13 protein-coding genes are annotated in these 13,325 nt (G+C 36.0%); 12 read left to right on the top strand and 1 reads right to left on the bottom strand.

Annotated elements, in window-relative coordinates; translation table 11 throughout:
* The first annotated feature begins 135 nt into the window (after positions 1-135).
* The 8 genes from tsaE (at position 136) to EG339_RS13200 (ending at position 6,979) form a co-directional block, all read left to right on the top strand.
* Positions 136-543 (top strand): tRNA (adenosine(37)-N6)-threonylcarbamoyltransferase complex ATPase subunit type 1 TsaE, encoded by a 408-nt coding sequence (gene tsaE / locus EG339_RS13235; protein ID WP_123870463.1) that lies wholly within the window; start codon positions 136-138, stop codon positions 541-543.
* A gap of 69 nt (positions 544-612) precedes the next feature.
* Positions 613-1,803, top strand: a complete 1,191-nt coding sequence (locus tag EG339_RS13230) for an alanine dehydrogenase (RefSeq protein ID WP_123870462.1) — start codon at positions 613-615, stop codon at positions 1,801-1,803.
* Positions 1,804-2,175, top strand: a complete 372-nt coding sequence (locus EG339_RS13225; protein WP_123870461.1) for a DUF4258 domain-containing protein — start codon at positions 1,804-1,806, stop codon at positions 2,173-2,175.
* A gap of 18 nt (positions 2,176-2,193) precedes the next feature.
* Entirely contained in the window at positions 2,194-2,967 is a 774-nt protein-coding gene (locus EG339_RS13220; protein ID WP_123870460.1) for a sensor histidine kinase, read from the top strand.
* Positions 2,942-3,652: a LytR/AlgR family response regulator transcription factor gene (locus EG339_RS13215; protein ID WP_123870459.1), complete on the top strand. Its 711-nt coding sequence runs from the start codon at positions 2,942-2,944 to the stop codon at positions 3,650-3,652. Before EG339_RS13220 ends, EG339_RS13215 begins: the two co-directional genes overlap by 26 nt.
* A 163-nt stretch (positions 3,653-3,815) precedes the next feature.
* Positions 3,816-6,098, top strand: a complete 2,283-nt coding sequence (locus EG339_RS13210) for a cation:proton antiporter (RefSeq protein ID WP_123870458.1) — start codon at positions 3,816-3,818, stop codon at positions 6,096-6,098.
* Positions 6,099-6,192: 94 nt separating this feature from the next.
* Complete coding sequence (locus tag EG339_RS13205; RefSeq protein ID WP_123870457.1) at positions 6,193-6,399, top strand: hypothetical protein; 207 nt, start codon at positions 6,193-6,195, stop codon at positions 6,397-6,399.
* A gap of 43 nt (positions 6,400-6,442) precedes the next feature.
* A complete protein-coding gene (locus tag EG339_RS13200) occupies positions 6,443-6,979 on the top strand; it encodes a hypothetical protein (RefSeq protein ID WP_123870456.1) in 537 nt (178 codons plus the stop codon).
* A gap of 155 nt (positions 6,980-7,134) precedes the next feature.
* Here EG339_RS13200 and EG339_RS13195 read toward each other — a convergent pair whose 3' ends face one another.
* Complete coding sequence (locus tag EG339_RS13195) at positions 7,135-7,785, bottom strand: hypothetical protein (RefSeq protein WP_123870455.1); 651 nt, start codon at positions 7,783-7,785, stop codon at positions 7,135-7,137.
* Positions 7,786-7,980: 195 nt separating this feature from the next.
* Between EG339_RS13195 and EG339_RS13190 the strand changes: the two genes are divergently transcribed.
* Genes EG339_RS13190 through EG339_RS13175 form a run of 4 tightly spaced genes read left to right on the top strand, consistent with a single transcriptional unit; the run spans position 7,981 to position 13,244 of the window.
* Positions 7,981-9,006, top strand: a complete 1,026-nt coding sequence (locus tag EG339_RS13190) for a LysM peptidoglycan-binding domain-containing protein (protein WP_123870454.1) — start codon at positions 7,981-7,983, stop codon at positions 9,004-9,006.
* 1 nt (position 9,007) lies between these two features.
* Positions 9,008-9,853: a DUF4280 domain-containing protein gene (locus EG339_RS13185; RefSeq protein ID WP_123870453.1), complete on the top strand. Its 846-nt coding sequence runs from the start codon at positions 9,008-9,010 to the stop codon at positions 9,851-9,853.
* A gap of 18 nt (positions 9,854-9,871) precedes the next feature.
* Positions 9,872-12,475, top strand: a complete 2,604-nt coding sequence (locus EG339_RS13180) for a M23 family metallopeptidase (RefSeq protein WP_123870452.1) — start codon at positions 9,872-9,874, stop codon at positions 12,473-12,475.
* A 4-nt stretch (positions 12,476-12,479) separates the two neighbouring features.
* The gene (locus tag EG339_RS13175) at positions 12,480-13,244 is read left to right on the top strand and encodes a hypothetical protein (RefSeq protein WP_123870451.1); all 765 of its coding nucleotides are present in this window, start codon (positions 12,480-12,482) and stop codon (positions 13,242-13,244) included.
* The last annotated feature ends 81 nt before the right edge of the window (positions 13,245-13,325 follow it).

The raw sequence follows: 13,325 nt of genomic DNA, 5'->3' as shown, positions 1-13,325 counted from the left end.
CCTTAATAGCTCAAAAATTTTAAAAACAATGTTTTCCCACTCTCTCACTCTAAAACACCCATACCCTCCCACTCTATTCCCCCAAAAAGCTTCCACTCTAAAACTTATTCATTATTTTTGCAGACAAATCAGCCTATGCAGTTCACTATACATACAATTGAAGACTGGCAGGAAGTTGTTGACAGCATTCTTCCTCAATTACAACATAATATCCTTTTATTAAAAGGAAATCTGGGTGCAGGAAAGACCACTTTCTCCCAAATCTTACTTAAAAATCTGGGAAGTACGGATGAAGTAAGCTCTCCTACTTATTCCATCGTTAATGAATACAATACTCCCAAAGGGAAAGTATTCCATTTTGATCTTTACCGCTTAAAAAACATCGAAGAAGTGTATGATATTGGTATTGAAGAATATCTTGACAATTCTTTTTTGTGCATCATTGAGTGGCCGGAAGTATATGAGGAAGAGCTCTACGGGCTCAACTACCACACAATGAGTATTGTGAATACGGGTGAAAACAGAGAAGTTTCATTCGAGTAAATATTATGTATCTTTGCTTATTAATTCAGTATTAAAATAACAATCTGTAAGACATAATTTAATTTAAGGATGAGTACAAATATTTTTACTCCTTTCACAGAAGAAGAATTGATGCCGAAAGAGGAAAAATTGGAGGTTATAAAGAAAGGAAAACAATTCAGTATTGGAATTCCTAAGGAGACCTGTCTTAACGAAAGGAGAACCTGCATTACTCCGGACGCCGTACAGGTATTGGTAGAGCACGGCCATGAGATTATCATAGAATCCGGGGCCGGACAGGGTTCATTTTTTACAGATTTACAATATTCCGAATCTGGGGCAAAAATTACCAATGATCCTAAAGAAGCATTCGGGCAGGATCTGATCCTGAAGATCAACCCTCCTACTCTGGATGAAATAGATTATATGAAGCCTAATACATATATGGTTTCAGCACTTCAGATCAACCTCAGAGACAAGGAATACTTCCTTAAACTTGCAGAGAAAAAAATAAATGCCATTGCCTTTGAATTTATCGTGGATGAATACAAACAGCTTGCATTGGTAAGATTAATCGGTGAAATTGCAGGAACTGTTTCTATTTTATATGCTTCAGAATTATTAGCGCTTTCCAATGGGTTAATGCTTGGTGGAATTACAGGGGTAAGACCTGCTGAAGTAGTGGTCCTTGGAGCTGGGATTGTAGGTGAATTCGCCACCAAAGCCGCTATCGGTTTAGGGGCAAGTGTAAAAGTTTTCGACAACTCATTATCAAAATTAAGAAGGCTTCATACCATGGTAGACAGCCGTGTGCCTACTTCCATCATCGATCCTAAAGAACTCAGCAAAAGCTTAAGACGTGCTGATGTAGTGATTGGAGCGCTTCCAAGATTAAATATGACCCCTATTGTGACTGAGGATATGGTGATGAAAATGAAAAAAGGCAGTGTTATTATCGATATTACCATAGACAACGGCAAGGTTATTGAAACCTCGGAGTTAACCACCATGGAAGATCCTTATGTTATCAAGCATGGTGTAATCCACTGCGGACTTCCGAATCTTACTTCAAGAATGCCGAGAACCACTACAAAGGCTATCTCAAATTTCTTCCTTTCCTATATTTTAAATTATGACGAAGAGGGCGGCTTTGAAAACATGCTGATCCGCAAAAATGAAATGAAGCAGAGCTTATATATGTATAAAGGAAGACATACTAAAAAGATCATCTGTGACCGTTTCGGACTTACGTACCACGATATCAATCTTTTAATTTTCTAAATGAAAAAACTTAAATTTTATGCAATAGGCTTCGTTCCGGGGCTGCTTATCGTATTTTTTATATTAAACAAAAAAGGCGCAAGCTGCAGTGGTTATCTACCTAACAGCAGAGTAATTGCTGAATCTCTTTCTAAAGAATTCAAATATTCTGATGAAGCTAAAGCTGCTATGGCTACTTATAAAATTGATGAAAAGTTTGTAAAAGACAGCATCATCACCAACGGGAAAGTGGATTTCGACAGAAGTCATGCACAAAAGAAGCCATGTCCTGACTATCTTCTGACGTATCCTGAAAAAAATCCGTCTTACGAGATCACTTTTGAAAAGTGTGAGGAAACCGTAACGATAAACGCACTTAAGAAGCTAAGATAGTTTCAAAAAAACAAGTATATGGAAGGCAATTACTACATGATTCATGATTATCTGATATTCATCGGAGTGTTTGCCATTTTCTTTTTCCTTACAACAGGTATTTATCTGTTTAGTCAAAACCAGAAGCTTAAACAGAAAAATACCAAGCTTTCAGAAGCCAACAAAATTATAGAACAAAGACTGAATGAGGTCCGTCTGGAGCATATAGGAACCAAACTGAATCCGCATCTTTTTAAAAATATCCTTAACTCTGTTCAGTCCCACGCTTATCAGACCTATATGTCTCTGGATAAGCTGGCGAATGTGCTGGATTATATTTTATACGAAAGCAACAATAAATACGTAAGCCCAAAAGAAGAACTCAACTTCGCATTAAGCCTTATTGAGATCAATAAAATTAAGGTGAATCCTCTCTTCGACTTCAGGATCAAATTCAAGATCGATAAAACGGATTCTATCTATGAAGAAAAGGTTTTTGCCCCGCTTATTTCCGTTGATCTTATTGAAAATGCTTTTAAACATACTGATTTTCTGGCTCAGGATTCCTTCATTTCCATTTTTATAGAACTGGAAAGCAGAGTATTTACCATGAAAGTAAGCAATAAAGCTTCTTTAAAAAATAGTCTGGAAAAGGAAAAAAGCGGTTTTGGAAGCCAGTCTCTGGATCAAAGATTAAAAATGATCTACAACAGCCATTACCACCTGGAAAAAAGTTCAAAAAACGGTATCTTCACTGCAGAATTAAAAATCAATTTAGGAGAATTCTATGATAAAATGCGTTATTCTGGATGATGAATTATTAGCCATCAGCTATTTGAAACTTCTATGCGAACAGATTGACGATGTAGAAGTGATAAAAGCATTCAATGATCCTAAAATCTTCCTGAATGAAATTGATTCCCTGGACTGTAATCTATGCATCCTGGACATTGAAATGCCGGGAATGACTGGGCTTCAGGTCGCAGAAATCATCTCCGGTTCCAAAAAAATCATCTTCACTACCGCTTATAAAGAATATGCGGCAGAAGCCTTCGACCTGAATGTGGTTGATTATGTACGAAAGCCGGTCAAAAAAGAGCGCCTGATCCAGGCTTTTGAAAAGGCCAAGGAACAGATCAGTACCACTCAGAAGAAACCCTTTATTGAGTGGAACAGCAACATCGGGAAAACCGTTATTTTAACGGAACAAATTGCTTACATCAAAACTTCAGAAATTGACAGCCGCGATAAGGATATTATTCTCAATGACGGAACCACGATCGTTTTAAAGAATCTTAATTTTAAAACCCTTCTGGAAATGCTTCCATCCAAAGATTTTGCACAGGTTAATAAAAAAGAGATCATTGCATTATCTTCCATTAAGGTATTGGGAACCAACGAAATTATTACTACTATTCCTGCTGAAGATGATCATTTCCTTAAGCTCCAGATTGGTGATGCTTACAAAAGTTCATTAATGGAGCTGTTTACAAAATAGCATTGATAAATCTATAAAAATCTGCGTTATCTGCACAATCTGCGAGAGTTTTTTCTCTATTGAGATTTTTATTACATTTTTTACCATATTCATTACATTTTAAAAAGAAGGTATTTTAATCTCAATTTATTCTTACCAACTTTGCATCAAAATATTAGGAATCATGAATTGGGGGAAATACAGAAATTTAATTTTCTACATTATTACCATAGCGGTCTTTTCCTGTCTGATGTACTTCTTTATTATTGAAGGGCAGACATTGGAGATCAAGGAGAATATTGTTACTAAAACAAGTACCGGATCTACCTGGGACAACTTCCAGGAATCATTTAAAACGAATCTCCACCACCCTTTAGCATTATTACTGGCGCAGATTGTTACCATTATTCTCACAGCAAGGCTGTTCGGATGGATCTGTATGAAGATCAAACAGCCTTCTGTAATTGGAGAAATGATTGCGGGGATTGTTTTGGGACCTTCTCTTGTAGGAATGTATTTTCCTGAATTTTCAGCATTTCTTTTTCCTAAAGAATCATTAGGAAACTTACAGTTCCTGAGCCAGATAGGACTCATTCTATTCATGTACATTGTAGGAATGGAGCTGGATCTGAGTGTTTTAAGAAAGAAAGCACATGATGCTGTAGTGATAAGCCATGCCAGCATCATCATTCCTTTTGCTCTCGGAATCGGATTATCTTATTTTATTTATCAGGAATTTTCACCTGCGGGTATTCAGTTTACTTCTTTTGCTTTATTTATAGCCATTTCTATGAGTATTACGGCCTTTCCGGTATTGGCAAGAATCGTTCAGGAAAGAAATCTTCAGAAAACCAAGCTTGGAACCATCGTTATTACCTGTGCTGCGGCAGATGATATTACGGCCTGGTGTATTCTTGCAGCTGTAATTGCTATCGTAAAAGCAGGTTCTTTTACAAGTTCCATCTATGTTATCATTATGGCAGTTGCTTATGTATTTCTGATGATTAAAATCGTAAGACCGTTCCTGAAAAGAATCGGGGATCTTCAGGCTGGAAAAAGTACGATCAGCAAACCGATGGTGGCTATTTTCTTCCTGACCTTGATCTTGTCATCGTATATTACCGAGGTAATCGGAATCCACGCTTTATTCGGAGCGTTTATGGCTGGAGCCATCATGCCGGAAAATACTAAATTCCGTACTTTGTTTATTGATAAAGTAGAAGATGTGGCATTAGTACTCCTCCTTCCTTTATTCTTTGTTTTTACGGGACTTCGTACTCAAATCGGCTTACTGAATGACAGCCACCTCTGGATGACCGCCGGATTTATTATTCTAACGGCCGTTATTGGAAAATTTGCAGGAAGCGCCCTCACCGCAAAGTTTGTCGGAATAAACTGGAAAGACAGCTTAACTATAGGTGCTCTCATGAATACCAGAGGTTTAATGGAGCTTATCGTCCTGAATATTGGATATGACCTTGGGGTATTAGGCCCTGAAATCTTTGCAATGCTTGTAATTATGGCCTTGTTCACTACTTTTATGACAGGTCCGGCTTTAGATTTTATTAATTTTATTTTCAAATCTAAAAAGGATGAAGGGGAACCCGTTGATCCTGCCAACGATTCGAAATACAGGGTATTGCTATCTTTTGACAAACCGGAATCCGGAAGTACACTATTGAAACTGGCACATGATTTCACGCATAAAATGAATGGGAATAAAAGCATCACCGCTATGAATATTGCTCCGGTAAATGAGCTGCATGCCTATGATATGAATGAATATGAAGAATCCCAGTTCCAGAATGTCATTGAGAAATCGCATGAACTCAACCTGGAAGTCACAACCCTTTTTAAAGCCTCTACTGATATAGAAAATGATCTTACCAGCATTACCAACAAAGGTCATTATGATCTCCTGCTTATTATGCTTGGAAAATCTATGTATGAAGGAAGTTTATTAGGAAGATTATTAGGTTTTACCACCAAGATTATTAACCCTGAAAAACTTTTGAACACGGTAAAAGGAAAAGGAAATATCTTCAACAACTCCCCTTTTGACGATTTTACCTTACAGATCCTGGATAAAACCAATATTCCTGTGGGTGTGCTGGTAGAAAAGGATTTTACAGCTGCAGATAAGGTATTTGTTCCGATCTTTAATCTGAGTGATTTTTATCTTCTTGAATATGCAAAAAGACTGATTAACAACAATAATTCTCAGATCATTATTTTGGATGCTGCAGGACAGATCCGTAACAATATTGAAGTGAAAGAGCTGATCCGAAGCATTGAACAGGTTGCACCTAACCACATCACTTTATATAACGAGAAAAAAATTGAAAAAGAATTTCTGAATTCTCAGGATCTGATGCTCATCAGCAGCAAAAGCTGGAAAAACCTGATCGATACGAAGAGTCTATGGCTCTCTGATATTCCATCAACATTAATTATATCCAATCCGTAACACCGATATTTTCTATTTCTACTGGAAGCTGTAAATTTTATTCGTTGTCTGTAAAGAAAAAACGGGTATATTTATAGCTTCAATTTTTGTGAATATGCTGGTTAACAATGAAAATGGAACTCTGAAATTGATTGGCTTCGATACTCAGCTGTACAAAGGATTACTGCTGAATCAGCTGAAAGAGACTGATTTTTATAAAGAAAAATATCAAAATAGGTGGGATGTGAAAACCGGATATTTTTGGTATTATTTCAAGGCAATAGAAGTTGAAGTCCAGCAGCTTTATGGGGTTCAGCTATGAGGAAGAAAAATAATTAATAACTACAAAAAACAAAAGATTAACTATGTGCCGATATGCCATGATGGTTTACAAATGTCATTATGCCTGTTTCAACTGTCAGAAAACCTTCAAACGTCGTGTTTTAAAAGATGTAGACAGAGAAGCCCAGGTTTCCGTAGAAGCCAAGTGCCCCGAATGTGGCAATCTGATGGCCAATATGGGGCTGGACTTTGAATCGCCGGCAAAAAATGACCATAAACAGTGGGCACATATCCGGGATCTTTATACTGTAGGAATTACTTTTCATTCATGTGGCTGTTCCGGGCCAGGATACATTCCGCAGGACCGCAAAGCCATTATTCAATATCTTGAAAAAATACGGGCAGAATATATGCGCTCATTAGTCTATTGGAGATACCGTATAGAGCCGGAAACGAAAAGAGAACGTGAAATTGAATATCAAAGAAATGGCTCCAAACTATGGACTGTTAACCGCAATGCCTTTAAAGAAACGGTGACAAATCAGGAAGGTATCAATTACTGGATCAATAAGATTAAAGAGGTTGAAGAACGTCTTTCCCTTATTAAAGAGGCAAAATAAACCCAATTCTTAACCAAAAGATTTAAATATTTAAGTTTAATAAGATGGAAGCTGGAAGTTACTTTTAGTTTTTATTATTACTTAAAACCGTAGCAATGTAATTCACTTTATAATTTAAAATATATCGATGTGATTATACAGTGAGATAAAAATAATTACTTTTCTTTCTCAAGCTTAAGAAGCCTTTTAAAATCATCTTTTAAGCTTTTATCCTGCTCTTTCATATAATTTCTGCTGAAAGGAGCTCCACAATCCTGACTGTTAACAATATGCAGCAGGGATCCGCCTTCAAAATAATTTCTGGTTTCAGTGATCTCTGATTTTTCAAAATCAAAAGCTTCCGTATCATTATTTTCCTTCATGGCCTTAGCATCATAGAAAAGCGGACGATTATACTGGTAATCTTTTTCAAAAACAAAAGATAGCTTTCCGTTGAGCAGGTAGTATTCAATCAGAGACTGCCCGGTTTCTCCGTAATGTCTGGCCATAATCTTTTCCAGACGGTTATTTTTATAATAATAGGTTGCCTCCCCGCCTTCGGCAGACTCTCCTTCAATACTTTTCTTTTTGATGGAAGTCCATTTAGCTATAGAATTGATTCTCTTAAAATTAGCCTGAATAGGTTTCAACCGGTCTTTCAGATATTCATTAGCTTCAATATCTTCCTCATTAAGGCTTTCCTTAATCCTTACCGTATCCTTTTTTATTACAGGAAATTCTGAATTTTGATGAAAGAACTTTGCGGCATATCCCAAATGGGAAGTTAACAATATCATCAGGGAAATCTGTAAACATTTATTTTTCATACCATTATGTTTAGAGTGGAAAGCTTAGCATCATTTAGGCATTTCATTCCCACAAAATTATTAAATCTTTTCATAGACTGAAATCAAATCCTGAAGAATCCTTTGTCGTAGTTTTACTACAATTTTTAAAATTTAATCCTGAAAATTAATTTCAATTTTAGTTTTTTTATAGCTTTATACTATAATTCACTCTGGATGGAAATTGATTTTTTAGAATATAAGGTTCGTAACGGTGATACCCTGAATTCCATTGCTTCCCGGTTAGGCATAACGGGAGAAGAACTTAAACTATTTCATAATTCCCATTGTCAAAAAATAGACCGGATATGGTTTGAGCATCTTAATGAAGTGAAAAGCATTTTTGTTCCCATCCATATTACAACCGAAAAACAAAAGGATTATGAAAGAAGAAATACACTTCCCCCTTTACGGCTGTCAGCTTCATTTTTTGCAAAGACCTATCAGGTCTCTGAAACTTTTGAAAGCCCGTTTGAAAAATCTTTAACAATAGATTATAGGATTAGTCTTGATTTTCGTAAAGACCAAAATAAAAATATTTATACCACTTCTTACCGTCAGGATCATTTCAAAACCAATGGTGAAACTCCGGAAAGTAAAATAAGTGAGCTTTCCCTTGCCTGCATGAAAAGCATCATGCCAATTGATTTTACCCTAAGTGATTCAGGTAAAATTACCGGGCTTGCAGATCATAAAAAGATAACGGAGACATTTGCTGAAAACCGTAAGGGCCTTGAAGACTTCTTTATCGGACAAATATCCGAAAAATACATGGATACTTTCGAAAGGAATATTGCAGATGAGCAGTTTTTCCTGCAACAGTTCCGGAGTACCTTGTTATTTCAGACCTTATTTCCTAAAATGGATTGGTTTCATAAGAAAACGAACTGGACAGAATCATTTTATTTTCTATCCAACTCCTTTTCGGTCTCATGCAATATGGAAATTGAGCATGAAAATGAAGATCAAGATCATATCATAACCACCTTAACAGGAAACAATATAGAATTTTACAGTCTGCAGGAACTCAAAACAGGATATAAAAATAACCAACCGCCTGAAAACCCTGTTTCAGGAGAAATTATCATTAAATACACCACCCACAGGAAAAATAAAAATCTTATTCGCGCCTACGGCAGTATAAACCTCTCGCGTGAAGCAGAATCAGTTCAACAACACACCATCACAATAACACAAGGATAATATGAAAAATTATATCATACAGCAGGGTGATAGCTTCAGTTCACTTGCTCAGCAGTTTAAGCTGAAAAACGAAGACATCCTAAAAACCTATCATAATCTCCACTGCGCACAGGAAGATGTTATGCAGGAACCTGTTCCGGGAAAGAAAATTATCATTCCGGAAGATTCTCAGTTTATGGCTGAAGAAAAGGAATCCCAATCCTCCCCTGCTGCTTTCCCGGAAGAAACTACAGATGAGGTAATGAACGAAGGATCTTCTTCAGAAGAACAACCCGGTGAAAGTCCGTCAACAGGAAAAGCAGAACAAAAACAGGAAAAAAAAGAAGAAAAGGAAGATAAAGATGATGAGGGCAGTTCCGGTCCTCATGAAGGAAAATACTTTGTTATCCAGAAAGGAACCGTGCAATGCAACCAGGGTTTCAAATTCCCTAAATTCAAGGTAACCAGCCAGCAAAAACATTATTGGAATAATAAGGAAGGTGAGGCAGACTATCTTGCCGTAACGGAAGATGATATACAGCTTGATCCTCCTGCTCAGCCTTTTGGACAGTGTAAGCTTAAGCCTACTGCCGGCGGATATCTTCCCTGTGCTTATGCAGCTGCAGGAAAATGGCAAAAGCCTTATGAAAAGGTAAAAATCCTGGGAAAAAGCTGCCTGACTGAAATCTCTGAACTGATGTGTACCACAGGCGGAAAAATTACCATCCTGAAACACGGGCAGCAGAGCGAAGCTGGCAAAAGCCAGGTGAATAGTGCAGATGCTAAAGAACAGCAGGTTTATAATCCTGTTGTCAACTTTGAAAAATTCCAGGCAGAAACTGATGAAGAGGGGGCCGAAGCGTGGTAACCCTAAAAACTAAAGATCATGGCGAAAAAAGGCGTTTTAAGAATCACTGGCAATACAGCTCCCAAAACAGGAGAAAAAGCATTTTATAAAGTTACTGAATGGTATCCCGATACTCCGGCTAACGAACGAAATGAATCCCTTATTACCTGGGAACTGTTCAGAAAGAGAGAGAATGGTAAATTTACCACAACTCATATCAAGAAAAAAGTTGGCGAATTTACATTTGGTAAAGATGCGTGGCAGTATACCTATAGAGTTGAAGGATATCTCGATAAACCTGAAGGTAAAGAACCAATGTCTATCATTGTACAGCCTCAAAAGAATAAGCAGCAGGCTCCCCAAAAAGAAAAAGATATTCTTGGTGTAAAGCTTACGTTTCAGGATGGAACTCCTGTTAATAAAAAATTAAGCTATAGGGACCGCCTGTGGGCTACTGCAAAATGCCAGGGGCTGGAAGGCGAGCCTATTGTCTTCACACTCTGGGAAGATGATGAAAAGGGAGACGGCCATAATAAAAAGAATCAATCTGTCGTAAAATCTCCGCCTGTTCTGGTAGACAGCCAGGGGTATGCCCGTTGGAATTTTACACTGCTTAATACCTATATCGCTATCGCCAACCAGAGGGAAGACGATAAAAAACAGCATGAGTACTATGTTACCGCGGAATACAACGGAAAGATTAAAGCATCTGATAATGCCAATGCCGATAATCCAGAATATAAAGCTCCTTCCACTCCCCATAAACCTGCAGGAGGCGCTAAGCCACAACCTAACCCGGATTCTCCAAAGGGGTCTACAAGACCTCACTCCCCTAATAACCAACCGGATAAAAAAGGAGTAATTACCCAGGTAAAACTGACCGATAAAAACGGCAAAGAATTTACAAAAAACCCTAAATTTGGGGAAACCATAATTGTTCATATAGAGTCTAAAAATCTGGTGGGCAAAAAATATATCCTTAAAATATGGGAACATGATATGGTAGGAAATAATGATCTGCTATACAACCATGAACATACTTTCCTGGCAGACAAAATAAATCTTTCCATGCCACTCACTCCTGCTATGCAAAAAACCGGAGAATTAGGAAATGATAAAAAGAACCCGGATAGCGGAGAATACTGGAAAGGCGGACAACAGGAAATCTTTGCGGAAGTGATCTTTCTGAATATATCATCTAAGTCTCAGACTATTGATGTGGATATTTTGGAAACTCCGAGACCGCAGAATAATGGGAATACAGCGACTGGGGTGAAGAATCAGCCGAAGCCGGAACAAAAATCAACTTGTATTTGTCAGGAACAGTATAAAGATTTAGTATGGGGCGGAAAAGTGAGTTGTGAATTTAGAAAAAAAGTAGTGCAAATATGTGCTGAATTATGGGGAGAAAATAGAAAAATTGAAATGGCCAATGGATTAATGGCTGTGATGAACGTTGAAACAGCAAGTTCATTTAAAGCACATCAGATAATGGGTAAATCTTTACAAGATATAAACTCAATCACAAAGGATGATTTCTGGTTATATAAAAAGGACAAAACAGGAAAAATAGTTTCAAAAAGTTCTAGAGCTGTTGGCCTCATTCAGTTTACTCAAGATGCATTAGAATCAATAGAAGAATTTGCATCAGGAAGTGGATTTGATAAATTGCATGAAGTGAAATTGAAGTTTGCAAAAATGGGTGAAGTAAAACAATTAGACTATGTAAAAAAATACTTCGAAAAATCTAAAGCTAAAATTAAATCACCAGAAGATATTTATTTACATGTTTTTGCCCCAAAAGGTGTTGGAAAAAAAGATGATTATGTTTTATATGATAAAGATATAGATGGTGAAAAATATAGACAGAACAAGAGTGTGGATGAAGAAAATAACAATGACAAAAAGATTCAAAGAAATGAAATATTAGGTAGATATAATATTAGTTTTAGCCAAGGTTTAGGTAATAAACCAAAAATATTCAAATGTGAAAGTAATGCAACAATTCCTCAAAGTTCTCCTCCTAAAAGCACTAAATGGCATGACCCTGTTGACAATCCAATGTTATGCCTATATACTCAAAATGGGAACTACAGGCCTAGATATAATGTTTTCGGAACAGTTAGAAAGGAAAGAAGTAATCACAACCACCAAGGAATAGACTTTCTTGCCTTACCAGGATCAAATGCTTATGCATGTGTTGATGCATATGTAGAATTTATAAGTATCCAATCAGGATATGGAAATGTAATTTGTTTGAAAGTAAAAGATCCTAAAGAATTTTTAAAAAGAAAAAGAGATTTCAATTTACAATATTCGAACATGGGGGAAATACAGAGCGGACCAGGTTTTAGCTTTAATGGAGATTTTTATCTATTTTATGCTCATTTACAAGAGATAGAAAAATCGTTAAAAGCCAAGCAAGAAATTAGCTGTGGGACAATCATTGGCAAAAATGGTACAAGTGGTTATGGACAAACTAAAGACCCACACTTACATTTTGAAATTAGAAGTTCTGCCACGGGTGGTGGATTAACTAATCGATGTCATCCAGGTATTTTTGTTTATTACAAAGATGAAAACACAATGTCACAAAAAGAAAAAGATTATCAAAAAGAAATAGCACAAAAGTTTTGGGATTAATAATATGAAAAAGATAATAACAATTCTAATTTCGTTCTTTCTATTATCCTGTCAAGGACAGAAAAAAGAAGAAGAAAAAATCATTAAAAAAGAAACATCAACAGCCGAAGTTTCAAGCAAATCAGATAACACTAAAAACTTACTCCAATTAGCTAAAATTAATTGTAATGAAGAAAGTACTGAAACAGGAAATTATTATTTACACTGTAAAAATTTCTCTGTATCAAATACACTTATTGAAGGAAGTGATCAAAACAAATATGAACTTATAACATTTGTTTTCGATGACATAGAAAAAGCTATAATTAGGAAAATAAATAATGAAGATTTAGAAACCTCTTCTCCTATAATATACTTTTCAAATACCTCTAAAAACTATATTATCTTTTTTCCCATAAATGGTGAAAATCATTTTGGGTGGAAATTGTACCTATACAAAAATAAAGTTTTGTATCCATTAGGACAACGAGTGATGTATTGGAACTCTGATTACGAAGAAACTAATACTAGTTACTCTGAAATATTAAATGTTTTTGAAACTAAAGATAGCGTTATAGTTGAGATTCCTAGTAAATATATCATTAAAGACGATAATGACTATAAGAATTATCCGAATTATTTAGATGGAAAATACTATGAGGATCAAGGTAAATCATATTATGAGTTTTCAACATCGAAAATAGAATATTACAAAAAGTATAAAAATGGACTTTTTGAAGGAGATTATAATAAAATGATTAATAATAAAATAATTGATCTTATAAAATAAGGAAGCTATAACCATAGAAAAACTACGTATTCAAATAAATGCTATTTTCAATCGTTATGAAATCAACACTTGCCTTAGAAA

Origin of the sequence: Chryseobacterium bernardetii, from assembly GCF_003815975.1 — a bacterium.
In the GTDB taxonomy this organism is placed as follows: domain Bacteria; phylum Bacteroidota; class Bacteroidia; order Flavobacteriales; family Weeksellaceae; genus Chryseobacterium; species Chryseobacterium bernardetii.
This window is presented reverse-complemented; position numbering and strand designations above follow the sequence as displayed.

What these genes read in the sequence shown, in the direction of transcription:
- EG339_RS13200 (WP_123870456.1), top strand. Translation starts at nt 6,443, where the DNA reads ATGTGCCGATATGCCATGATGGTTTACAAATGTCATTATGCCTGTTTC.
- EG339_RS13185 (WP_123870453.1), top strand. Translation starts at nt 9,008, where the DNA reads ATGAAAAATTATATCATACAGCAGGGTGATAGCTTCAGTTCACTTGCT.
- EG339_RS13180 (WP_123870452.1), top strand. Translation starts at nt 9,872, where the DNA reads ATGGCGAAAAAAGGCGTTTTAAGAATCACTGGCAATACAGCTCCCAAA.
- EG339_RS13195 (WP_123870455.1), bottom strand. Translation starts at nt 7,785, where the DNA reads ATGAAAAATAAATGTTTACAGATTTCCCTGATGATATTGTTAACTTCC.
- tsaE (WP_123870463.1), top strand. Translation starts at nt 136, where the DNA reads ATGCAGTTCACTATACATACAATTGAAGACTGGCAGGAAGTTGTTGAC.
- EG339_RS13220 (WP_123870460.1), top strand. Translation starts at nt 2,194, where the DNA reads ATGGAAGGCAATTACTACATGATTCATGATTATCTGATATTCATCGGA.
- EG339_RS13215 (WP_123870459.1), top strand. Translation starts at nt 2,942, where the DNA reads ATGATAAAATGCGTTATTCTGGATGATGAATTATTAGCCATCAGCTAT.
- EG339_RS13175 (WP_123870451.1), top strand. Translation starts at nt 12,480, where the DNA reads ATGAAAAAGATAATAACAATTCTAATTTCGTTCTTTCTATTATCCTGT.
- EG339_RS13205 (WP_123870457.1), top strand. Translation starts at nt 6,193, where the DNA reads ATGCTGGTTAACAATGAAAATGGAACTCTGAAATTGATTGGCTTCGAT.
- EG339_RS13190 (WP_123870454.1), top strand. Translation starts at nt 7,981, where the DNA reads ATGGAAATTGATTTTTTAGAATATAAGGTTCGTAACGGTGATACCCTG.
- EG339_RS13210 (WP_123870458.1), top strand. Translation starts at nt 3,816, where the DNA reads ATGAATTGGGGGAAATACAGAAATTTAATTTTCTACATTATTACCATA.
- EG339_RS13225 (WP_123870461.1), top strand. Translation starts at nt 1,804, where the DNA reads ATGAAAAAACTTAAATTTTATGCAATAGGCTTCGTTCCGGGGCTGCTT.
- EG339_RS13230 (WP_123870462.1), top strand. Translation starts at nt 613, where the DNA reads ATGAGTACAAATATTTTTACTCCTTTCACAGAAGAAGAATTGATGCCG.